General features: G+C 68.0%; 19 protein-coding genes and 5 pseudogenes. 9 read left to right on the forward strand and 15 right to left on the reverse strand.

Annotated features, from left to right (window positions below):
- Nucleotides 1-52: 52 nt before the first annotated feature.
- Together Q2K21_RS35865 and Q2K21_RS21350 are read right to left on the reverse strand one after the other, a co-directional pair.
- Nucleotides 53-619 (reverse strand): annotated as a pseudogene (locus tag Q2K21_RS35865) (MFS transporter); the annotation flags it as partial.
- Nucleotides 620-838: 219 nt separating this feature from the next.
- Nucleotides 839-1,222 carry a RidA family protein gene (locus Q2K21_RS21350; RefSeq protein ID WP_310773400.1) on the reverse strand — a complete coding sequence of 128 codons (384 nt, stop codon included), beginning with the start codon at nt 1,220-1,222 and terminating at the stop codon, nt 839-841.
- 436 nt (nt 1,223-1,658) lie between these two features.
- Here Q2K21_RS21350 and Q2K21_RS21355 point away from each other — a divergent pair, with 436 nt between their 5' ends.
- The 3 genes from Q2K21_RS21355 (at nt 1,659) to Q2K21_RS21365 (ending at nt 4,524) form a co-directional block, all read left to right on the forward strand.
- Complete coding sequence (locus tag Q2K21_RS21355; protein WP_310773403.1) at nt 1,659-2,222, forward strand: pyridoxamine 5'-phosphate oxidase family protein; 564 nt, start codon at nt 1,659-1,661, stop codon at nt 2,220-2,222.
- A complete protein-coding gene (locus tag Q2K21_RS21360) occupies nt 2,222-2,908 on the forward strand; it encodes a hypothetical protein (RefSeq protein WP_310773405.1) in 687 nt (228 codons plus the stop codon). Before Q2K21_RS21355 ends, Q2K21_RS21360 begins: the two co-directional genes overlap by 1 nt.
- 161 nt (nt 2,909-3,069) lie before the next feature.
- Nucleotides 3,070-4,524 carry an MFS transporter gene (locus Q2K21_RS21365; RefSeq protein ID WP_310773407.1) on the forward strand — a complete coding sequence of 485 codons (1,455 nt, stop codon included), beginning with the start codon at nt 3,070-3,072 and terminating at the stop codon, nt 4,522-4,524.
- Nucleotides 4,525-4,554: 30 nt separating this feature from the next.
- Here Q2K21_RS21365 and Q2K21_RS21370 read toward each other — a convergent pair.
- The 7 genes and pseudogenes from Q2K21_RS21370 to Q2K21_RS21400 form a co-directional block, all read right to left on the reverse strand.
- Nucleotides 4,555-5,562, reverse strand: a pseudogene (locus Q2K21_RS21370) (RNA polymerase sigma factor); the annotation flags it as partial.
- A 41-nt stretch (nt 5,563-5,603) separates the two neighbouring features.
- Nucleotides 5,604-5,876 (reverse strand): annotated as a pseudogene (locus Q2K21_RS21375) (ABC transporter); the annotation flags it as partial.
- A gap of 360 nt (nt 5,877-6,236) precedes the next feature.
- Nucleotides 6,237-7,670, reverse strand: coding sequence for an aldehyde dehydrogenase family protein (locus Q2K21_RS21380; protein WP_310773414.1), 1,434 nt, complete (start codon nt 7,668-7,670; stop codon nt 6,237-6,239).
- Nucleotides 7,667-8,806, reverse strand: a complete 1,140-nt coding sequence (locus Q2K21_RS21385; RefSeq protein WP_310773416.1) for an NAD(P)-dependent alcohol dehydrogenase — start codon at nt 8,804-8,806, stop codon at nt 7,667-7,669. The genes Q2K21_RS21380 and Q2K21_RS21385 overlap by 4 nt, the downstream gene beginning before the upstream one ends.
- A gap of 110 nt (nt 8,807-8,916) precedes the next feature.
- Nucleotides 8,917-9,459 carry a cupin domain-containing protein gene (locus tag Q2K21_RS21390; protein WP_310773418.1) on the reverse strand — a complete coding sequence of 181 codons (543 nt, stop codon included), beginning with the start codon at nt 9,457-9,459 and terminating at the stop codon, nt 8,917-8,919.
- Nucleotides 9,456-10,199 carry a hypothetical protein gene (locus Q2K21_RS21395; RefSeq protein WP_310773420.1) on the reverse strand — a complete coding sequence of 248 codons (744 nt, stop codon included), beginning with the start codon at nt 10,197-10,199 and terminating at the stop codon, nt 9,456-9,458. The genes Q2K21_RS21390 and Q2K21_RS21395 overlap by 4 nt, the downstream gene beginning before the upstream one ends.
- 221 nt (nt 10,200-10,420) lie before the next feature.
- Nucleotides 10,421-11,221: an IclR family transcriptional regulator gene (locus Q2K21_RS21400; RefSeq protein ID WP_310773423.1), complete on the reverse strand. Its 801-nt coding sequence runs from the start codon at nt 11,219-11,221 to the stop codon at nt 10,421-10,423.
- 113 nt (nt 11,222-11,334) lie between these two features.
- Here Q2K21_RS21400 and Q2K21_RS21405 point away from each other — a divergent pair, with 113 nt between their 5' ends.
- The 4 genes from Q2K21_RS21405 (at nt 11,335) to Q2K21_RS21420 (ending at nt 13,225) form a co-directional block, all read left to right on the forward strand.
- Nucleotides 11,335-11,616, forward strand: coding sequence for a nickel-binding protein (locus Q2K21_RS21405; RefSeq protein ID WP_310773424.1), 282 nt, complete (start codon nt 11,335-11,337; stop codon nt 11,614-11,616).
- The gene (locus Q2K21_RS21410) at nt 11,609-12,571 is read left to right on the forward strand and encodes a TAXI family TRAP transporter solute-binding subunit (protein ID WP_310773426.1); all 963 of its coding nucleotides are present in this window, start codon (nt 11,609-11,611) and stop codon (nt 12,569-12,571) included. The genes Q2K21_RS21405 and Q2K21_RS21410 overlap by 8 nt, the downstream gene beginning before the upstream one ends.
- Before the next feature lie 15 nt (nt 12,572-12,586).
- Nucleotides 12,587-12,955 (forward strand): antibiotic biosynthesis monooxygenase family protein, encoded by a 369-nt coding sequence (locus Q2K21_RS21415; RefSeq protein ID WP_310773428.1) that lies wholly within the window; start codon nt 12,587-12,589, stop codon nt 12,953-12,955.
- Nucleotides 12,956-13,096: 141 nt separating this feature from the next.
- Nucleotides 13,097-13,225 carry a hypothetical protein gene (locus tag Q2K21_RS21420; RefSeq protein WP_310773430.1) on the forward strand — a complete coding sequence of 43 codons (129 nt, stop codon included), beginning with the start codon at nt 13,097-13,099 and terminating at the stop codon, nt 13,223-13,225.
- 15 nt (nt 13,226-13,240) lie between these two features.
- On the opposite strand, the pseudogene Q2K21_RS35870 reads toward Q2K21_RS21420, so the two are convergent.
- Nucleotides 13,241-13,387, reverse strand: a pseudogene (locus tag Q2K21_RS35870) (amidohydrolase family protein); the annotation flags it as partial.
- A 200-nt stretch (nt 13,388-13,587) separates the two neighbouring features.
- Here Q2K21_RS35870 and Q2K21_RS21425 point away from each other — a divergent pair.
- A pseudogene (locus tag Q2K21_RS21425) lies at nt 13,588-14,269 on the forward strand (response regulator).
- A 102-nt stretch (nt 14,270-14,371) separates the two neighbouring features.
- Here Q2K21_RS21425 and Q2K21_RS21430 read toward each other — a convergent pair.
- The 5 genes from Q2K21_RS21430 to Q2K21_RS21450 all read right to left on the reverse strand — a co-directional run bounded on the left by Q2K21_RS21430 (nt 14,372) and on the right by Q2K21_RS21450 (nt 19,953).
- The gene (locus Q2K21_RS21430) at nt 14,372-16,699 is read right to left on the reverse strand and encodes a SpoIIE family protein phosphatase (protein ID WP_310773432.1); all 2,328 of its coding nucleotides are present in this window, start codon (nt 16,697-16,699) and stop codon (nt 14,372-14,374) included.
- A gap of 87 nt (nt 16,700-16,786) precedes the next feature.
- Entirely contained in the window at nt 16,787-16,960 is a 174-nt protein-coding gene (locus Q2K21_RS21435; protein ID WP_310773434.1) for a hypothetical protein, read from the reverse strand.
- A gap of 473 nt (nt 16,961-17,433) precedes the next feature.
- Nucleotides 17,434-18,015 carry a hypothetical protein gene (locus tag Q2K21_RS21440; RefSeq protein WP_310773435.1) on the reverse strand — a complete coding sequence of 194 codons (582 nt, stop codon included), beginning with the start codon at nt 18,013-18,015 and terminating at the stop codon, nt 17,434-17,436.
- 59 nt (nt 18,016-18,074) lie between these two features.
- Nucleotides 18,075-18,524 (reverse strand): hypothetical protein, encoded by a 450-nt coding sequence (locus Q2K21_RS21445; protein ID WP_310773438.1) that lies wholly within the window; start codon nt 18,522-18,524, stop codon nt 18,075-18,077.
- A 172-nt stretch (nt 18,525-18,696) separates the two neighbouring features.
- The gene (locus Q2K21_RS21450) at nt 18,697-19,953 is read right to left on the reverse strand and encodes an IS256 family transposase (RefSeq protein WP_310773440.1); all 1,257 of its coding nucleotides are present in this window, start codon (nt 19,951-19,953) and stop codon (nt 18,697-18,699) included.
- A gap of 559 nt (nt 19,954-20,512) precedes the next feature.
- Between Q2K21_RS21450 and Q2K21_RS21455 the strand changes: the two genes are divergently transcribed.
- Entirely contained in the window at nt 20,513-20,926 is a 414-nt protein-coding gene (locus Q2K21_RS21455) for a transposase (RefSeq protein WP_310773443.1), read from the forward strand.
- Nucleotides 20,927-21,178: the final 252 nt, after the last annotated feature.

Raw genomic sequence — 21,178 nt, forward strand, 5'->3', positions numbered from 1 at the left:
TGAACGCGATGAAGAACTCCATCGCCGAGTCGAGGTCGTACCCGGAGCGCATCAGCACTGTCGGCAGCCAGGTGCTGGTGCTGTAGATGAGAGCGAAGGACATGAAGGTGGCCAGCCACAGGACCAGCGTGGTCCGGCGCTGTCCCGGCGCGAGGAGTTCGAGAGGTCGGGGGCGCTCGGCACGTGGCGTCCGGCCCGCTTCCGCGGATGCGGACAACACCCGCCGGACGACGGGCACCAGCAGAAGGGGCAGCGCGCCCACCGCGAAGATCCACCGGAACGGGGTCTGCGGCAACAGCAGCCTGCCCATCAGGGCCGAGACCGTGCCTCCTACTCCTACGGCGGCCATGACGACCGCGATGCACAGGACCCGCCTTCGAGTGGGGGCGTGAGCGGCGACGAGCGCGCCGACGAGCGGTGCCAACGCCCCCACACCGACACCGGTGAGAATCCTGGCGACGGCGAAGGCACCGAGGTTAGGGGCCAGTGCCGCGAGCAGCATGGCGGCCGAGATCAGGGTGAGGAACAGCGTCAGCGGGCGGCGTCGGCCGTACCGGTCGCCCATCCATCCGGCGAGCATCGAGCCGATGGGCATGCCCAGGGCCGTGGTGCTGCCCAGCGGCCTACGGCTTCGAGTCGGTCATGCCACCGACCCACCAGTGGCACGGGGTCCGTTCGGGCCGTGTCCGCGGGGGCCGGGACTTCGGCGTTCAACAGGCCCGCGCGCACGTCCGTGGCCGCGCCGGTCGTCCCGCCAGTGCGCACAGGGAGTCGAGCGGTTTTGCGGGCGAAACCCTCAGCCCGGCGCACGCCCCGGTGAGAGGACCGTCCGTCCTGGTCAGTCGTCCAGCACTGCCAGGGCATCGATCTCCACGAGCAGTCCCGGCGGAAGCTGCATGTAGACGGTGGTGCGGGCGGGGAAGGGCTCGCCGACGGCCGCCGCGTACGCCTCGTTCATCTCGGCCAGGTGGGCGGGATCGGTGAGGTACACGCGGAGCATCACGACGTCCTCCAGGCCCGCGCCGCCCGCCTTGAGTACGGCGGTGAGGTTGCGCAGGGTCTGCGCGGTCTGCTCGGCGACCGTGGTGCCGACGACCTCGCCGGTGTCCGGGTCGAAGGGGAGCTGCCCGGAGACCTGCAGGACGGGGCCCTTGCGGATGCCCTGGGACAGCGGGGCGGGCAGGGAGGGTGCGTTGTCGGTGGTGATGACGGTTCTGGTCATGGTGTTTCTTGAAGGGGGTGTGCAGGCGAAGCACATGTGTGGGGTCAGCTCCAGTGTGTCGGCGAACGTTTTGACCATCGCGCGCAGCAGATCGGGACTCGCCGCGGCGAGGTTGTCTTCGGCGAGGGCATGCAAGGGCACACCCGTGCCTCTTGTGGCCAAGGAGCGCTCGCTCCTGATCGGCCCTCAGCGCGTCCCATACCCCGGGCGGCACCCCGCGGCTCGGACCACCAGCATAAATGTTTCATGATACGGAACATTGACCCGTTCCACGAAACGCTAGCAGTTGATTTTCCGCTCAGGCAAGCATCCGGAACGCAGCCGAGATTCCCATGCCGACCTCTTGCCGATACACCAAGCATGGTGTCACCCTGACGGCCACTGTTCCGGACAGTGCGACATGCGCGGGACCACGAGCAGACATCGAAGGAGCCGGATGGCCGTCAAAGAGCCGACGCTGGAAGAGGTCGAGAAGTCGGTGTGCGAACTGCTACAGAACGAACCCGTCTGCACGCTCGCGACTCTCGCTGCCGACGGCTACCCGTCCACGGCGGCGATGCACTTCGCGCCCGACGGGCTGATCATCTACATGCACACGTTCGTCTACACCCGAAAACTCGCGCACATCCGGCGCGACCCGCGCGTCAGCTATTCGGTCCACTACGACCCGCCGGGCGGATACGACGAGCGCACCGAAAGTCGCTCGATCCAGGTGCAGGGCCGCGGATACGTGGTCACCGACCCGGAGGAGATCGCCCGAGCCGTCGACGTCAGCATGCGCAAGTCCCGGCACGAGGCGCAGGACACCTTGCTGAACAACGTGAAACCGCCCGAGGCGCAAGGTCAACAGGTGTTGCTGCGCGTCGAAGCCGTACAGGCCCTGTGGGCGGACTTCCGGGTACGCCTGTTGTGGCGCCAGATGCTGGAGTTCGGCTCGGACGGGCGAAGCCTCACCGGAATGCAGCCATACGACACCGTCATCGGACGAAGGACCAAGTGATGAGCATCCCCGACCTCTCGACAACGCGGCGTATCGCACCGCCCGAGCCCGACGTCGAGCCGTTGAAGGTGAACGTGTACGAGCAGATGGCCAAGGCCGCCTCGCAGCTCGCGCCGCTGTTCCCGTACGATCACGCCGGCGCGATCGTGCCGTGCGGCAACGTACTGGTCGGCGGGCCCGGACAGTCCTACGGGCAGTTCTTCCACTGGAACACCGTCTCCGAGGTCGTCGTCTGCTACGGCTCCCGCCACTCGCCGCTGGCTCCGGGGCAGATCATCGCCACCCAGAACCTCCACGGTGTCAACTCCCGTCTGTCCGACGAGACCGACAGCGACGCCGCCGCCGTCCTCGTCGTCACCCAGCACCAAGCAGAAAAGGGCGACCAGACCGAGGCCATGATCGCCAAGTGCACCGGATGCCATGCGGAACTGCTGCGGCACGAGTACGACGCGAGTCCGCCGTCCGCACCCCACAATGACGTGCGCCAGTTTCCCACCACCGTCGGGTCGGCCCGCTTCGCCGAGCTGCGCAACACCGACGAGGTCCGCACCTGCCGGGAGTGCGGGCTCGTCAACGACCCGTTCTCCGTCGTTACTTGGGGCTGGGCCCGGCAGGTCGCCCAGACCACCGCCGTTCAAGCCGCCCAATCGGCACTGCGCCAGGCGGCATCGGTCCCCTCCACATAGTCGGTTCGACGCGTCAGACCGACTGAAAGCCCACCCACCCCCCGCACCGCTCAGCGGCAGTCGAGCGACCACGGGCCGATCCCCAGGTCCATACCGCTCGACTGCCGCGCCACCCTGCCCGCACCGGGCTGAATCCCCATCGTCCCCTGGGAGTTAGCACTGTGTCTCACACGACTCCGCCCGCCGCGTCCCGCGAGCTTGTCGAGAAGCCGGAACGCGTCCTCCGAAGACCGCTGCTGATCACCTTGGCGCTGATCTGGCCTGCTCAACTGCTCGCCGTCGTGGGCTCGCTCAGCGGCAACGCCCAACCCCAAATCGCCCAGCACTTCCACACCACGAACATCGAATGGTTCACCCAGACCTTCGTGCTGGTCTCGATCGCAGCCGTGCCCTTCGCGATGCGGTGCGGCGAGATCTTCGGGAAACGCCGCGTCATGCTCATTCTGGCCACCGCCGGGATCACCGGTGACGCCATCACGGTGCTCGCGCCGAACTACCCGATCATGCTGGTCGGACGCAGCATCGCCGGCCTGTACGGCCCTGTGGTCGCCCTGGTCATGGCGTCGGTACGGGACCTCTTCCCGCCGAAGCGCGTCGCGGCCGCGTACGGCACCATCACCGGTTCGATCGGCGTCGCCCACATTCTCAGCCCGCTTCTGGCCGGCCAACTCCTGGACCGCTACGGCTGGCAGTCCGCGCTCTGGGCTCTGACCATATCGACCGCTTTGGCGGCCGCCTGCGTCGCGCTGGTCCCCGAAACGCCCCGCACCGCGACGACAGCGAAGTTCGACTGGCTCGGCGGGCTGCTGCTCGGCGGGGGCGTGGGCGTCATCGTCTGGGGGGTCGGCAAGGGCGACGCGTGGGGATGGAGCGACCTACGCACGCTCGGCTGCATCGGCGGCGGGCTGCTGGCGCTGGTGTTGTTCATCCTCGTCGAGCTGCGGGCTGAGCACCCCGTCGTGAACGTACGCATGTTCAAGCGGCGTTCGGTTGCCGCCGTGCTCGCCGGCCCGTCGCTCGTGCAGGGCGTGTTCTTCGTGTCCCCGGTGGTGCTGACCTTCCTCGCGTTGTATCCCGCCATCCCGCACGCGTCCGACGGACTGGGCTGGACGATGACGCACACCGCTGTCGTGGGTATCCCCGCCGGCGTCATCACCACCGCGGCAGGCGTGGCCGCGGGCCTGCTGCTGCGCCGAGTCGGGGTGCGCGCACTGTGGTTCTCCAGCGCCGCGGTTCTCGCGACGGGCTTCGTCCTTGCGGGGCTGTTCCACGGCAGCGCCGGAGAGATCATCGGCACCGGTACCCTGATCGGCGTCGGCGGCGGCATGATGGTCGCCGCGGTCGGCTCGATGATCGTTTCCGTGGTCACGGCAGAAGAACAGGCCGCGGCCAACGGCTTGGGCGCACTGCTTTACCAGGCGACCGGCGTGATCACCTACCAGATCCTGTTCGTCGTCCTCGACCGCCACTCGACGGTCATGCGGGGTACCGCGTTCTACCTCGACGAGGGCTACCGCAACGCGTACTTCGTTCTCGCGGTGCTCGTCGGTATCGGGATGCTGCTGGCCTTGGCCATGCCCAGGATCGAGCGACCGGACCAGGCTCTCTCCGGCTGAACGGGAAGAGCCCCTTCCTCCGCCGGTGCCTCACATCGCGTCGAGGTAGTCGCTCAACCGATGGCGCCGCGAGGGATGCTGCAGTTTGGACATCGTCTTGGCCTCGATCTGACGGATGCGCTCGCGCGTGACTCCAAACACCTGGCCGATCTCCTCCAGGGTCTGCGGAGGGGTGCCGTCGAGCCCGTAATGGCGAACGAGGACCCCGGCCTCCCTGGCGGTCAGATCGGCCAGGGCGCTGCTCAGTGCTTCTCGCAGCTGGAAGTACACGACGGTCTCCCAAGGGGTGACGCTGTCCACGTCCTCGATGACGTCACCGATCTCGGCGCAGCTGTCGTCACCGAGGGGGGTGTGCAGGGACGCCGGCTCCTTGTTGTACCGCTCGATCGCGGCGAGTTTCTCCACCGGTACGTTCGCCCTTTCGGCCAGCACTTCGGGGAGCGGTTCGATCCCGAGCTCCTGGATAAGCTCGCGCCGTACCTTCGTCACCCGGTTGATGACCTCCACCATGTGGACCGGGATCCGGATGGTCCGGCCCTGGTCGGCCAGAGCCCGGGTGACGGACTGACGGATCCACCAGGTCGCGTGGGTTGAGAACTTGAAGCCCTTTGCGTAGTCGAACTTCTCGACGGCTCTGATCAGGCCCGTGTTGCCCTCCTGGATCAGGTCCAGGAACAGCATTCCGCGACCGGTGCACCGCTTGACGATGGAGACAACCAGCCGGAGGTTCGCCTCGACGAGGTGGCCCTTCGCCCGGCACCCGTCTTCGGCGAGAATCCGCAGTTCGCGCCGGAACTCCGGCGGGAGGTCGGGCTCCTCCGCGAGCTTGTGTTCGGCGTACAGACCGGCTTCGATGCCCTTCCCGAGTTCAACCTCCTGCTCGGCGGTGAGAAGGCGGACCCTGCCGATGATCCGCAGATAGTCGCGCACCTGGTCGATGCCGGGGCCCGGGGAGGTGAGGCGAGGTGCGGGAGCGTCGGTGTCGTCCTCCGTCAGGAGGAACCCGTCCTGCGCGTTACCTTCGGTGTCGGACACTCCCACGTCACTTCACCTCCAGACTGTCACAGAGAACCTCCGGTCTACGAGTCCTGCCGTGCCGCCACGTCTTCGGGCGCGCCCTGGGCGATCCCCCTGTCGCCGCGTCGGCCACCCTCCGGCAGTTTGCGGACGTCGCCGGAGTGCAGGCCCGTGGTCGGCTCGTCGAGCACGTAGAGCGTGTGCCCCCGGGTGCGGCGTCGCAGTTCGGCCGCGAGTCTGACGCGCTGTGCCCGGCGGCCGGACAAGGTGGTGGCCGGTTGCCCGAGGCTGACATGGCCGAGTCCGACGTCGCGCAGGACGTGCGGATACCGGGAGCCGAGCTCGTCCCCCTGGTCGTAGACCTCGGTGAGGGTACCCACCGTCGACCGTGGACTTCTGCCGGAGGATTTCTGGTCGATGGCAAACGCCAGGCTTGACTTCCCTGATCCGGAAAATCCGGTGACAACGATGAGTGCACCCCTCGGCAACTCTACGAATATGCCACGGAGGTTGTACCGGCGAGCACCCTTGATGACGATATGGTCGTTCACTGGCTCGACCCTAAAACAGGTGTAGGCACAGCACTGCGGAATCGTTATGGAAATTCCTGGGAGCCCTTTTCGTGCTCACGGACCGGCCTATTTATCAAGACCGGTTCGCGTGCGCGGTAATTCATGAAAGCACGCGTGCGTTCGTCACACACTGTGCACCACGTGCTTGATCTCCTGGAACTCCGCCAGCGCCCGGGGCCCGTTCAGGCGCCCGACCCCGCTCTGTTTGAAGCCGCCCTCCTCCATCTGGTCCCGGATGACGCCCCAGCCGTTGGTCCACACGGTTCCCGCGTCGATCTCGCGGGCGACCCGCAGCGGCCGGTCCACGTCGCGCGTCCAGACCGAGGCCGCGAGGCCGTACTCCGTCGCGTTGGCGCGGGCGATCGCCTCTGCCTCGTCCGTGAAGACCTCGAAGGTGGCCACTGGACCGAAGACTTCGCGCTGGACGAGGGGCGCCGACACATCGTCGACCTCGACAAGGCTCGGGCGCAGGAACGCGTCCGCGCCCTTCGCGCTGGCGAGTCCGCCGCGTACCAGGATCTTCCCGTACGACGCCGCGTCGGCGACCAACGCGTCGATACGCCGGGCCTGTTCGCGGTCGATGACGGGTCCCATACCGGTGTCCGGGTCGTCACCGGCGCCGACGACGACCTCCTTCAGCGCTGCCGTCATGCGGTCCCTGAGCTCGTCCGCGATGCCCTCCTGGGCGAGGATGCGGCTTCCCGCCATGCAGAACTGCCCGGCGAAGGTGGTGACCGCCGCCGTGAGTACGGGAACCACGGCATCGAGGTCCGCGTCGTCGAACACGATCATCGGGGACTTGCCGCCGAGTTCGAGCGAGCAGGGCTTGAGGTGGCGGGCGGCCTCCGCCATGATCAGCCGACCGACGGCGGTGGAGCCGGTGTAGCTGATCACGTCCGTGCCAGGGTCCGACACCAGCAGCGGCGCACCCGAGTTCCCGGACTCGGTGAAGGCGTTCAGCACCCCGGGTGGCAGCGACGCGGTCTCCGCGATGATCTCGTAGAGCAGCCCGTTGGTGAGCGCGGTCTGCGCGGGCATCTTCATGGCCACGGTGCAGCCGGCCGCGAGCGCCGGAGCGAACGAGCGCACGGCCAGGATCACCGGGGAGTTCCACGGCACGATCACCGCCGCCACGCCGACGGGCTGATGGAGCGTCATGGAGTAGGAGCCGGGGGCGAGTTCGGCCGCGCGGCCGGTATCCGTGAGGGCGAGCGCGGCGTTGTAGCGCAGTTTGGGAATGGTCGAGTCGATCTCCATGGCGGCGTCGGCGAGCTTCTTGCCGTTCTCGCGGGAGAGCAGAGCCACCAGTTCGCCGCGGCGCTGGTCCATCCGGTCCGCCATCTCCAGCAGCGCCCGGGCCCGCAGCCGACGGTCGCGCGCCCAGCCGGTGTCCGTGAAGGCCCGGCGCGCCGCGTCGATCGCCGCCCGCGCGGTCACCTCGCCCGCGTCGGCGAACGTACCGATGACCCGGCCGGTCGCGGGATTGCGTGACTCGCCGATCGCATGGCCGTCGCGCCATGCGCCGTCGACGAGATTGCGTGCGTACGGGAGAGTCATGAACTCGCGCCCTTCGGTACGTCGCCGAAGCGGATCACCGGCTTGATCGTGCGGCCGGAGCGGGCGTCCGCCACGGCTTTGTCGAGCTCCTCCGGCGCGTAGAACCGCACGAACTTCTCGTACGGAAGCCTGCCTTGGCGTGCGAGGCGGACCAGCGCGGGGATGAAGGTGATGCGGTCGCTGGCGCCCTCGGCCACTCCGCGGATCGTACGGCCGTCGATGAGGGAGTTGATGTCGAACGAGGCGCGGCTGCCGGCCGCCGGGGCGCCGATCACGGCGACGGTTCCGTATGTCTTGACGGCGGTGGCCGCCAACTCCAGGAGCGACGGTACGCCGGTCGTCTCGACGACGTAGTCGACTCCCGCACCACCGGAGATCTCGGCGAGGCGCTTGCCGAGGTCCTCGCTGCCGCTGTCGATGGTGTGGGTGGCGCCCAGTTCGGTGGCCAGGGCGAGGCGGGAGGGGACGAGATCGGCGACGACGATGTCCCAGGCGCCGCTCAGCCGCGCGGCCATGACGGCGGACAGACCGACGGCGCCGGCGCCGAACACCGCGACCGTCTCACCGGGGCCGGGCCGAAGCAGGTTCAGGACGGCGCCGGCTCCGGTCTGGATGCCACAGCCGACCGGCGCGAGCAGAGCCAGTTCCTCATCGTCGGCGGCATCGACGCGCACGACGCTCTGCGCCGACACGAGCGCGTGCCGCGCCATGGACGACTGGCCGAAGAACAGGCCGCCGAGCGGCATCCCGTCCTCGGTGTGGACGGGCGTGGACCCGTCCGCCCGTGCGGCGCCGAAGTTCAGCGGGAAGTACGTCCCGCACCGCGTCGGTGCGCCGGTTCGGCAACTGTCGCACCGGCCACACGAGTTGAACGAGAGAACGACCTTGTCTCCGGGGCTGACGCCGACGACGTCGGCGCCGACGGCCTCCACCACACCGGCTCCCTCGTGACCGAGGACCGCAGGCAGCGGGGTGGGCAGGCGCCCGGCGAGAACGGAGAGGTCGGTGTGGCACAGCCCGGTGGCGACGAGTCGCACCAGGACCTCGTCGGCGCGGGGGTCGTCGAGCACGACATGTTCCCAGTGGAACGTGTCCTCTCCGGCCCGTGCCACGGCGGCTGTTGTCGGTGTGGGCAAGGGGGCTCTTCTCTCTGTACGGAACCGAAGGGTGAGGGCGGAGTGCGGGTCCGGGGGGCGCCGCTCCCCTGCGGCGACCCACACACGTCGGCGCCCGCCGGCACGGGCCCTCAGGCAGGGACCGGGCTCGACCAGCCGAACGCGGCGAGGTCGATCTGCGGATGCACGGCCTTGCACGAACCGCAGGTACGGACGGCCTCGTCGGCCGAGAAGCGCGCGCACGCGGCGGCGTAGAACTGTGAGGGCGACACCTCGTTGTCGTGCTCCCACTCGTAGCGGTGCAGCTCGGTGCGGCACTCCGGGCAGTACCAGACCGCGCCCTGGCGCCCGGCCTGCAGCGCCATGTAACGGATCACTGCTCCCGCCTCGACGGGGACGATCTGGTGCGGGGTGCCGGCGGGGATGTAGACGTGATCGCCGATGGACATCCGGAACCGGTTCACCGAACTGTCCCGGAGATGCACGTCGCTGCTGCCGGACAGCTGGCTCAGGACGGTGTCCTTCTCGCAGATGAGATGGAACGGCTGAGGCAACTCGTTGTGCGACAAGTAGAGTTGGGGGTCCGTGTCCGCCGGAAGCACAGCCGCGTCGGCATAACTGCCCAGCTCCGAAGCGACCTTGAGCGCGTGGAGCATCCGTCGTCGGTTTGTCATCGGCCGACCTCCTCGAGTGCGGGCTGCGCGGATTCCCGCAGCGAGTGGTAGGCGGCGTTCACCGCGGTGGTCTGGGCGACCTGGCGGGCCCAGCCCCACCGTGCGCCCGGGAACGGCGTGTTGACGTGGCCGCACTCCTTGCAGGTGCGCCCTTCGTCGGTGTTGCGGATGTCGGCGAACGTCGCCGAGCCGACCGTCGTGGCGAACTGGTGGACCGGGTCGTCGGCGCTGCCGTACCGGGCGGCGTCGTAGCCGGGCAGCCCGAACGGTGTGGCGTCGTACTCGTGCCGCACGATCTCCGCCTTGCAGTTCTGACAGCGGGCGATCAGCGCCTCGGACTGGTCGCCCTCCTCCGACTGGTGCTGGGTGACCACGATGACGGCGTAGGCGCCCGCTTCCTTCTGGTCACGGAGGTAGGAGTTGACGCCGTGCAGGTTCTGGGTCGCCATGATCTGCCCGGTCGCCAGCATGGACTGGTGGGCTCCGTAGACGACGACGACTTCGTTGACGGTGTTCCAATGGAAGAAGTGCCCGTACTCCGCCTCAGGGCCGCCGATGAGGACGTTGCCGCACGGCACGATGGCGCCGGCATGGTCGTAGGGGAACAGCGGCACCAGCTGCGCCGCGGCCTGAGCCATGCGCTGGTACACGTTGACCTTGAGTGGTTCGCGGTCGGGGTTCGGCGGAGGGATCTGACTCGTCTCCTCCAGCAGCACCGTCTCGGTATTGGGCTCGCTCATGGCAGCCCCTCTCATAAGGGTGTATCACGATACGGGACAGTGATCGCCATTCTGATACCAAAATCGGCAGCATGGCAAGCGTCGAGCGACAGGAAATATGGCCGCCCGAAAGGTCTACCCCTGGCGCGGCGAGATCCAAAAGCACAGGTCACACAGGGTGCACAGACGGCAACGGCCGCCCCGGAAATCTCCGGGGCGGCCGTCGGTCGACGCGAGGGACGTCAGTCGATACGCTCGCCGAGCTCCTGCGCGATGCGCGCGGTGGCAGCCGCCGCGACGGCGATCCACTCGTCGTCGACCCGGGACTGGGGCGCCGTGGTGGCTATGGCCGCGCGGGCGCGCCCGCGCTTGTCACGGATGACCACGGCAACCGCGCTCACATCGGCCTCGCTCTCGGCGTTGTTGATCGCGTAGCCGCGGCGCCGGACCTCGGTGAGCTGCTTACGGAGTTCGTCGCGGGTCTGGGGCGCACGCGACGAGGGGGCCTGCAGGCCCTCGGAGGGGTAACGGACCACGAACTCCTCCTCACTCAGCTCGGCGAGGAGGGCCTTCCCGGCCGCGGTCGCGTGGGCGGGCAGCGTCCAGCCGGTACGACTGCCGGTGCGTACGACCTGATTACTCTCGACGCTGTCGACGTAGAGCACCTCCGCCCCGCGGAGAGTCGCGAGGTGCACGGTCTCGTCGGTCTCATCGCGCAGTCGAACGAGCGCACCGTGGGCGAGCGCCCGGATGTCCATGTTCGCCACGACCGACAGACCGATATCGACGAGCGCGGGCCCGGGCTTGTAGGCGCGGGAGAACTCGTCCTGCGCCACGAAGTGATGATGGCTGAGCGTGGCCAGCATGCGGTGGACCGTCGAGCGCGACAGCCCCATGTCGCGAGCCACCTGATTGACCCGGATCATCTCGTGGTCCTCGAACATGCGCAGGAGCCGCAACACGTTGTCGACAGCCCCGATCAAGCCGGCCGGACGGTCGACGGAACTGGGCTCTTCGCTGTTGGTCCCCGGTTTCTGATCCACGCGGAGCACAGTAGCGCAGGGATTTCCAGTCTCTGCACCCCTTGCGATTACGTTCCAATGAACGGGACAGTGTTCTGTATCGTGATACATAGCAACGACGAGGGAGTCTTGCCATGCCTCTGTACCTGAGCCTTCACCAGGCCCCGGGCCTCTCGGTGGAAGAGATCGCGGGGAACGCACCGGAAGTCGCCCAGCAGGTGCACGCGTCCTTCCGGCAGCTGTACGTGAACACCGAGACCGGGTTCATCGTCTCTGTCTACGAGGCGGACGGCGCCAAGGCCGTCGAGGAGGAGTTCGAACGCATCGGCTTCCCCTTCGACGCCATCCACGAGATCGACTTCACCCAGAACTCCGCGGAGCTGGCCGAGATGGTTGCGCAGGCCGACCGTGTCTGAAGCACCTGTTCTGGGACGGCCGATCACACTCCACTTCCGGGGGGACTGGGGGCAGGCCAACATCCACCGGATGTGCGGCTGGATCGCTCAGGAGATCGGCGATCGCGCACCTGAGGGCTCCCGGTTCGCCATCTGGTCCGGCCGTGGAGGCCTCGACCAGATCGAGGCGCTGCGCGGCGGCGCGGTCGACATCGCCATCGCCACTCCGACCGCCGCGATGCGGATGCTGCACCGCGCGGGGAACGCGAAGGGGATCGCCTCGCTGGGTGTGGTCGGCCAGCGCGACCGTCTGGTCGTCGCGGTCGACGCGGCCCTGCCGGTGAACACGGTGGCCGATCTCGGGGCCATTGCGGACCAGTTGACGGTGGCGACCTCGCCGGACGACGGCGTCAACCTCATCGGTTTCGCCGCTCACAAGGCGCTGCGCCTGGCCGGCGTCGACCCCGACAAGCTCACCTTCCGCTACGACGAGCGACCGTTCCCGGCGGTGGCCCGCTTCGCGGCGGGCGAGGCGAACGTCCTCATCCACGAGGCAGTGATGACTCCCGCGTGGCAGCGCATCGACCGCGTTCGACCCGTCAACTACCTGCCCTGGGGAGACGAGGTCCTGCGCTCCTTCGCGGCCCAGGGATGGCCGGACGCCGTGGTGGAAGCCGGATACCTTCCCGGACTGCACGACGATCTGCGAACGCTCGACTTCTCCGACTTCGCGGTGCTGTGCCGGGAGGACCTGGAGGACGACGTGGCCGCCCTGGCCACCTGGTGCATGGTGATGACGCGCCGTGCCCTGGAGGCGCAGTACGCGCATCTGCCGGCCGACCACTCACCGGTCACGTACCCGCTCGTTCCCGCCGACATGGCGCGAACCCCGCTGCCGCTGCATCCGGCTTCGGCACGCATGTACGAGGCACTGGGGAACAACGAGCTGGTCGACGGCGCCCCGATCTGGAAGTGACGAGGAGCAGAGAACATGATCCAGCTCGCCCATCTCGACGAGTCCATTCCCTACCGACAGCAGCTCCAGGGAGAGGAAGGCCCCATCGTCCTGATCAACACCTTCACGGCCCCCGACGGAAAGGTCGACGAGGTCGTGGAGGCATGGAAGTGGGATGCCCAGTACTTCCAGAAGCAGCCCGGATACATATCCGCCCAGCTGCACCGCGGTACCGCCGGAAGCCGGGTACTGGTGAACGTCGCCGTCTGGGAATCGGTCGCGCAGCTCCGGGCGGCTTTCTCCACTGAAGAGTTTCAGAAGGCCCGCTCCCACTATCCCGACGGATCGTTCTCATACCCCCACATCTTCCAGAAGGTCGCTGTGGAGGGCGTCTGCGTCGCGTGAACAACCCGACGCGGGCGAGGTGACGTCCGTCGTACGACAAGGGGCGCAGAGCCGACGGCGGCTCTGCGCCCGCGGCGCGTCAGAACACCCCCTTGCCATGCCCCCCGCGACCACATCGTCCGGCAGCCTGGCATAACGCCAGTGCACGGCATCCAGGGAATGGGCGGTCCGCCGAGCCATCTCGGCGGTGTCGACGCCGACGAGCGCGCCCGCGCGCTCACGGAACTCGCCGTCGATGAGCACGGTGTCCACGTCCCCGGTCCGGTGTAGAAGACCAGCGTCGCCACCGGGACGGGCCCGGACCGGATCCGGGGAGACCGCGACGATGTCGGCGCGCTTCCCGAGCGTCAGCGTGCCCACTTCGTCCTGGAGCCCGACCGCCCGCGCCCCGCTGCTGGTCGCCAGTTCAAGCGCGGCGCGTGCGGGCAGCAGGTCCTACGGGTAGCCCCCCGCCTCGCCGGCGGCCCGCCGCTTTTCGGTCAGCAGCAAGCGTGCCTCGCCGAGAATGTCGGCCTGCGCGGAACAGGTCGTGTCCATACCGACGCCCGCCGCTCCGCCTCGCTCGACGAGCCTGCACGCGACCAACGACCCGAGGCCCATCCCGCCGAAGCGGCGGCGAAGGGAGCAACCCGATGAGCGACGCGATCGACATCCTGGTCGTCGACGACGACTTCATGGTGGCCCGGCTGCACCAGACCTTCGTCGACCGAGTGCCGCCTTGCCGGGTGGTCGGCACGGCGGGCACCGGCGAGCAGGCCGTCACCGCGGTCGACCAGCTGCTTCCCGACTTGGTCCTCCGCGACCCGTACCTGCCCGACCTCTTCGGTCTGGACGTCATCCAAATTGCGCACCGCGGGACACGACTGCGACATCGTGGTCATCAGCGCCGCCCGTGAGGCCGACACCATGCGCCGCGCCGTCCGCCACGGTGTGGTCGACTACCTGCTCAAACCCTTCGACCACGAAGATCTGCGACCCCGTCTGGAGCGGAACGCCGCCCGACGTGGCCGTCTTCTCACGACGGTGGTGCGCGGGCAGGCCGACATCGACCGGGTGCTGTCCGCCGAGCCCCTGCCCCGGGCCGGTGCCACGCTCCCAAAGGGGCTTAGCGTGGAGACCTCCGACCTCGTCGAGCACGCTCTTCGCGAAGCCGACAGAACGTTGTCGGCCGCCGAGTGGGCGGCCGTCACCGGCATCTCGCGAGTCAGCGCCCGCCGCTATCTGGAGCACTTCCACACCACCGGCACCGCCGACGTCTCGCTGCGCTACGGGGGCGTCGGCCGACCGGAGCGGCGCTACGGCCGGCGCGGGTGAGCGAAGAGGACGAAGTCCGACCACATGCGGAGATCGGTTACGTCGCAAGCGCTCCCGCCGACCATTGCGGTGCCCGGACTCAGCGGTTCCGGCGCGGACCGCTCAGGAACCAGTCTGGTGGAGTGTCTGTTCCGCCCAGATCGTCTTGCCGTCTCCGGTGTAGCGGGTGCCCCAGCGCTGAGTGAGCTGGGCCACGAGGAAGAGGCCGCGACCGCCCTCGTCGAAGTCCCGGGCACGGCGCAGATGGGGAGCGGTGCTGCTTTCGTCGGACACCTCGCACACCAGTCTGCGTTCGCGGATAAGCCGTAGCCGAATGGGCCCGGCGGCGTACCTGATCGCATTGGTCACCAGCTCGCTGACCACCAGCTCGGTCACGAACCCGTCCTCCTCCAGACCCCACGCGGCGAGCCGGTCCGCCACCTTTCGGCGGACCTCTGCCACAGCTGCGGGTTCGCACGCCACTTCCCAGTCGGCGACCTGGTTCTCGTCGAGCATGCGGGGCCGCACGAGGAGGAGAGCCACGTCGTCGGTGCGGCGCCCGGAGGACATGGACTCCAGAACGCTGTCGCTCAGCCTTTCGAGGGATGGGGAGGGACGGGCCAGGGCGCGGCGCAACTCGACGAGGCCATGATCAAGGTCCCGGTCCCGCGACGTGATGAGTCCGTCCGTGAACAGTGCCAGCAGGCTCCCGGGAGGTGTGGCGAATTCCGCAGCTTCGAAGGGCAGACTGCCGAGGCCCAGGGGCGGTCCGAGAGGCAGGTCCACGGCCCGGTTGCTGCCGTCGGCGAGGATCAGCACCGGTGGCGGGTGTCCCGCCCGGGCCGCGCAGCAGGTCCCGGAGACCGGGTCGTAGACGGCGTACAGGCAGGTGGCGCAGAAGTCTCCCAAGGTCTCGCCGGCGGGGTCGCCTTCGAACTCGCCCACCCCGTGGGTCACGATGTCGTCCAGGTGGGTGAGGAGCTCGTCCGGCGGCAGATCGATGTCGGCTAGGGTGCGCACCGCTGTTCGGAGCCGTCCCATCGTCGCCGCGGCGTGGATGCCGTGCCCCACGACGTCGCCGACCACGAGGCCGAGCCGTGCCCCGGGCAAGGGGATCACGTCGAACCAGTCCCCGCCCACTTCCGAGCCGCTGTCGGCGGGCAGGTAGCGAGTGGCCGTTTCGGCCGCCAGATGGCCCGGCGCCCCCGGAGGCAGCATGGCGCGCTGCAGGGTGAGCGCCACACTTCGCTCCCGGGTGTACCGGCGTGCGTTGTCGAGGCAGATCGCGGCACGGGCGACAAAATCCTCGGCAACGACCAGGTCGTCCGGTCCGAAGGGCGCGCGTGACGCCGTACATCTGACGAACAGGGCGGCACCCAGCGATACACCCCGGGCACGAATGGGGACGGCCACGAGCGTGTGTCCGGTCTCGCCGCTGCCGCTCTCGCGGAACACGGGCTGCCCGTCGGCAAGGCACTGTTCCACAACCGACGACCACGCGAGAGGCGTCCGTGCCCCGGTGCCGTCGAGTGCGGGCTGGAGCGGCAACTGCGGGGCCCATTCGGATGCCGCTTCTATGAGGGCCCCGGGACCTGCGCAACGCGGCGGCGGCACCTCTCCTCGGAACACCGGCTCCAGGAGTTCCACGCCCGCGTAGTCGGCGTAGCGCGGGACGGCGACCGCGACGAGTTCCTCGGCGGTTCCCGTGACGTCCAGGCTGCCGCCGATGCGCGCCCTGGCCTCGCCGAGAAGAGCGAGCCGCTCCCGGGCGCCGTACTGCTCCGAGTAATCGGCGGCGGCGAACCCCACAGCCCGGGTACGGCCGGTCTCGTCCGTGAGCGGGAAGAGATCGTCCACCCAGGCGTGTGCGCGTAGCTCGCCGGGAAGCCTGACGAAGTTCTCCAGGGACTCCGGCGTGCCGGTCCGGGCGACCCGCAGGACACGGCAGTCGATCTCGTCGAAGGCGGGGCCCTGAAAGACCTCGGTCGTGCGCTGACCGCGCATGTGAGCGATATCGGCGCGCCCGGCCATCCTGAGCGCCCGCTCGTTGACATCGAGAATGCGGCCCTCAAGGTCGAAGATCACGAGGACGGTGGGCTGCTGATCGAACAATCGCCGCACGAAGAGATGGTCCGCCGAAGTGGCCGACTCCGCCGGTTCCTGGACAGTGAACAAGAACTCCGTCTCTTCCCCGTTGTCGTCCAACTGGCACAACCGAAACGCCAGGTCCATGACATGACCGTCACGATGCCTCAGCGTCTGGTGGCCGACGACCAGATCAGCAAGCGGTCTGCCGACGATCTCCCCCGGGGTGTATCCGAGCAGTGCCTCCGCGCCGCGACTCCAGGACCTGAGGCGTCCTTCACAGTCCACCACCGCGACAGCGAGAGACTCGTCCATGGCACCGGCCAGTTCGGAGAGGAGGCCAGCCTGCCGACCGTGTCTGTCCATTTCCGTTCCTGCTCACTTCGCGAAGACTGGAGCACAGTTCAGAATTGCCGTAATTGGATCGGAAGGCAACAAATCCGGAGTGCGGCGCTACCGCACCTGGTCCGCTCCGAAGACGCGCATCAGCAACGCGAGAAGCCCGCAGCACCGGAGCAGCGCGGTGAGCTCGAACAGCTTGGCGGGCCCCAGGGCCGCGATCGCTTCGGAGTACTCGGCGTCGGTCAGTGTGCTGTGGTCGAGCAGAAGGCGCGTGGCCGTGGCCACCGCAGACTCCTCCGGGGCCGCGAGGTCGCGAGGGACACGCGTGCCAGATCGCGGGCGTGTGGGCTTCCACGAGACTTAAGGGGCCGGACCCCGTGCAGCACGCGGAGCCATGCATCGGTGATGCCTGCGTGCGACGCCTCGGCCGTGATCGGCGCCGTCGCCTGATCGTCCTCACCGACCAGCACCAGGGCCGTGATCTAGCCCACGCTTGTGGAGTAGTCGTAGGCGCTCAGTGCCCGGCAGCCCGCGGCATGTGCCGATGAGTCGGCCCTGGTGGAGATCCGGGCGATCCGCGCGCCCGAGCCGACCGGTCTCGACTGGGAGAAGGCCGCCGCGCTGCCCGTGGCAGCCGAGACCGCCGACCGCGTCATGCGGGCCGTCGCCGCTGTCCCTGAGCGATGCCCCCGTCCATGCATGGCTTCCCGCACCGAGCGCGGCAGGGACCTCCCGGAACTCCCCCGCCTTGCGATGCTTCAGCTTTGCCGACTTGTGCTGGTCGAGTGGATCTGCTTGTGCACCCGGCATACGTCGTCCGCCACAACGCTGTTGATGTTCACCGCCCGGGCTTCCCCCTTTCGCCAGCCGCAGCCCGCCATCATCACGATCTCAAGCGCGAGATCTTCGTCAGCGACAGTCAGCACCTTCTTCACATAGCTGAGAGACGGGATGACCACGATCGGCGTAACGGCGTTCACCTTTCTTGATGCGAGGTGGGCGATGATGTGCACGTTGATGGAGCTGTCCACGTGCCAGCCCGTGGAGTACTCCGTCATCCTCCGCTGCCGGGGCCGCCACTGCTTCGCCCATTCCGCGACCGCCTGCTGACCGAGCTCGCGGCGAACCTCGGCAACGGACAGTGCCGTTTTCTTCTTCTCCGCGGAGATCTGCGTAAGGCGCTCGATCGCGTCGTCCTGTGTGCCGTAACCGGCCTCTTCGCGCTGTTTACCGAGAGCGTCCCGGAACCGAATCGTGTACGGGTGCAGGCAACGGGTCGGCCTTGAACAACCGCATTCCTTGAAGTGCGACCCCATCCCACTGGCGAACTGTCGAGCCACGCATCAAGCCTTCCGAGCAGGGCGCCGGGCGGCACAGCAGGCCCTGCCACGGGTGCAGGTCAGCAGCCGGGACACCGTCCGGCCTCATGCTGACCATTTGCTGACCCGGACGTGGCGATCAGCATGAGGCCGAAGACTGACTGAACCACCATGCCGAAGCGCGAGCTGAATGAGGAGAGGTAGTCCTTGCTTTCAACGTTCGAGGGCTTGCGCGGGTCGAACACGACAGGGAACTCGACTCCCTCGAACGGCGCCGGCTTCGGGGCGGTGACGTGGGCCCAGATCTCCTGACCATCGGCTGTGTGGAAAGAACAGTTCAATAGCTCCACCCTCGTCCCGCCCCGGCGAATGCGCTCCTCGCAGACGGCGGTGGTTTCCACGCCCCGAGTTCTGAGCCGCCGCTCACGCACTTGTTTCGGAACGAACAGGAGTGACGTGATACCGATGGGCACGGAGATGATCAGGAACGGCACGCCGTAGTTCGTTGCGCTTGCGAGCATGATGGACACGTCCGTTCCCCCTGGTAAGTCGCGATGCGCGATGTCGCAGCATACAACCGGTAGTTCGAGATCAGGCATGGGAGAGAACCATCGGCGCCGGCTGCAGCGCATGGCGGACTGGCAACAGTTGATCTACTTGTTTCCGCAGGCCACTCCGGCTGTGTGGATCTGTTGGGCTGGCTCAGGCTGCACTGAGTTCGGGACGCTCGACGAGCTGGCCGCGTTCGAAGCGGGCTCCGGCGCGGACGAGGGCGACGAGGTGGGGTGCGTTCACGGCTCGCCACCGCTGCTGGGCGGACTCGACGAGCTTGAAGACCATGGCCAGGGCAGCGGTGCGGGAGCCGGCGCCGCGGGTGACCTTGGTCCGCAGCCGGACGGTGGAGAACGTGGACTCGATCGGGTTGGTTGTCCGCAGGTGGATCCAGTGCTCGGCGGGGAAGTCGAAGAACGCCAGCAGCTCGACCTCATCGTCGGTGATCTTCTTGACGGCCTTGGGGAACTTCGCACCGTAGAGCTGGGCGAACGTCTTGATCGCCGCCTGGGCGTGCTGCTTGTCCTCGGCGTTGTAGATGTCCTGGATGGCCTTCTTCGCGCCAGGCTGCGCGGACTTTGGCATGGAGTCGAGAACGTTGGCCGTTTTGTGAACCCAGCACCGCTGCTCGCGGGTGGCGGGGAACACCTCAGCCAGCGCCTTCCAGAAGCCCAGGGCACCGTCGCCGACTGCCAGGACCGGGGCGCGCATGCCCCGGCGGGCGCAGTCCCGCAGCAGGTCCGCCCAGGATTCGGCCGATTCGCGGTAGCCGTCCTTGAGCGCGACCAGTTCCTTGGAGCCGTCGGCACGCACGCCGACCAGGACGAGGACGCAGGCTTTGGCTTCCTCCAGTCGGACGTTGAGGTGGATACCGTCGGCCCACACGTAGACGTAGTCGACCTCTGCGAGGTCTCGATCCATGAACGCGGCGTGGTCGGCCTGCCACTGTTGCGTGAGCCGGGTGACCGTGGCCGGGGAGAGCCCGGCCGAGCTGCCCAGGAACTGTTCGAGTGCGGGCACGAAGTCGCCGGAGGAGAGGCCGTGTAGGTAGAGCAGCGGCAGCACCTCGCTGATCTTGGGGGACTTGCGGCACCACGGCGGCAGGATCGCGGAGGAGAACCGTTTGCGCTCGCCCGTGCTCTCGTCGATGCGTTTGTCATTCACCCGTGGGGCCTTGACCTCGACCACACCGGCCGCGGTGGTGACCTTCCGGGGCTGGTGGTAGCCGTTGCGGACCACGAGCCGATGCCCGCGCTCGTCGCGCTGATCGGCCAACTCGGCTATGTAGGCGTTGACTTCGGCCTCCAGCGCGGCAGCCAGCATCCTTCGGGCGCCCTCCCGGACAATCTCGTCGATCAGGGAGGAGCCGTTGGCGGTGGTGCCGTCGTCGTTCACTACGCTGAGCACGGGCGTGCCTTCCCGACCCGCGCGACAACGCGGGCCTACTCGATACCAGTCAATCGATCACTCGGGAAGGTACGCCCTTCGCGTGTGCCCTCACGAGCCGATCCACAGGTAATGAGCATTGCTCGATCACCGAACACCCCGCCCACTACTACCAGGAGCTGTGGATCGACGGTGTCGATCTGCAGCGGCCCACCGACGACCTGACCGCCGGTGCCTTGGACTGCGGCACCACGCTGTGCGTCGCCGGATACGCCGCCCACCTGAGCGGCTACACCATCGCCCAATATCCAGCTCCACGCCGACACCGAGGGCCAGCGCGAGCCTGCGTGCCGTTCGAGCAGTGCGCGTTGCCGTTCATTCGGGTCAGACCGTCGATCCACGATCACCAACCCACAGCGCACTCGCATGCCCTGAACAGAGCCGAAAGAGTGGCTCCTGCCCGTGGGAGTTCTCTGGGACTTTCCTGGGACTTCCGGCTGCATCAGCCAGTACGAGCGTGACACAACCGAAAGGCCATTCATGCAGGTCAACGACCTGCGACGCCCAGACATCGCAGGTCATGGCGTTGGCTGGTCTCTTCCGGAACATGTGGGGCATCGCCGGATCCCACCAGATCCAGTTCCTCGACGCCCTGCACCGCGACCACGCAGAGGTCGAAGACCACGTCCGCACCAACAAGGCCATGGGGCTGGCGAACCTGCCCTCACAGTCGTGGCAGATCAACACAGCCTGGATGCTCGCCGCGAACCTCGCCGCCGACCTCGACACCTGGCTGCGGCTGCTCACCCTGCACGACCAAGACGGCCTCGAAGACGCCGAGCCGGACACGATGCGCCTGCGCCTTTACCACCTTCCGGCCCGCCTGGCCCGCCACGCCCGCCGTCGCATCCTGCGCATTGAGCGGACCTGGCCCTGGGCGGCGGCGTTCACCACCAGCTGGAACAGGCTCACCCGACTTCCAGTCGCCACCTGACAGCCGGCTCACGCCCCGACGAGGACCAGGAAGGAGGACCCGCAGTCTCCGGGCCGGTGGAACCCGGCGCACCCCGCGGCGTCACGCGACGGCCTGCCCTCCAACGGCAGAGGACATTACGGGCGAACAGCCGCACCGATCAGCGATCGGAACCCACTGACGAATCGAGGTCAAACAAGCACGAGCCGATCCCACCGGGGTGGCGTGTTCAGGCGATGTCCCTCATATCGTCGTCACTGGCGACGCGTGGAT

This window comes from Streptomyces sp. CGMCC 4.7035 (genome assembly GCF_031583065.1).
GTDB lineage: Bacteria > Actinomycetota > Actinomycetes > Streptomycetales > Streptomycetaceae > Streptomyces > Streptomyces yaanensis.

What these genes read in the sequence shown, in the direction of transcription:
- Q2K21_RS21390 (WP_310773418.1), bottom strand. Translation starts at nt 9,459, where the DNA reads ATGACAAACCGACGACGGATGCTCCACGCGCTCAAGGTCGCTTCGGAG.
- Q2K21_RS21355 (WP_310773403.1), top strand. Translation starts at nt 1,659, where the DNA reads ATGGCCGTCAAAGAGCCGACGCTGGAAGAGGTCGAGAAGTCGGTGTGC.
- Q2K21_RS21455 (WP_310773443.1), top strand. Translation starts at nt 20,513, where the DNA reads ATGGCGTTGGCTGGTCTCTTCCGGAACATGTGGGGCATCGCCGGATCC.
- Q2K21_RS21430 (WP_310773432.1), bottom strand. Translation starts at nt 16,699, where the DNA reads ATGGACAGACACGGTCGGCAGGCTGGCCTCCTCTCCGAACTGGCCGGT.
- Q2K21_RS21405 (WP_310773424.1), top strand. Translation starts at nt 11,335, where the DNA reads ATGCCTCTGTACCTGAGCCTTCACCAGGCCCCGGGCCTCTCGGTGGAA.
- Q2K21_RS21415 (WP_310773428.1), top strand. Translation starts at nt 12,587, where the DNA reads ATGATCCAGCTCGCCCATCTCGACGAGTCCATTCCCTACCGACAGCAG.
- Q2K21_RS21350 (WP_310773400.1), bottom strand. Translation starts at nt 1,222, where the DNA reads ATGACCAGAACCGTCATCACCACCGACAACGCACCCTCCCTGCCCGCC.
- Q2K21_RS21395 (WP_310773420.1), bottom strand. Translation starts at nt 10,199, where the DNA reads ATGAGCGAGCCCAATACCGAGACGGTGCTGCTGGAGGAGACGAGTCAG.
- Q2K21_RS21360 (WP_310773405.1), top strand. Translation starts at nt 2,222, where the DNA reads ATGAGCATCCCCGACCTCTCGACAACGCGGCGTATCGCACCGCCCGAG.
- Q2K21_RS21380 (WP_310773414.1), bottom strand. Translation starts at nt 7,670, where the DNA reads ATGACTCTCCCGTACGCACGCAATCTCGTCGACGGCGCATGGCGCGAC.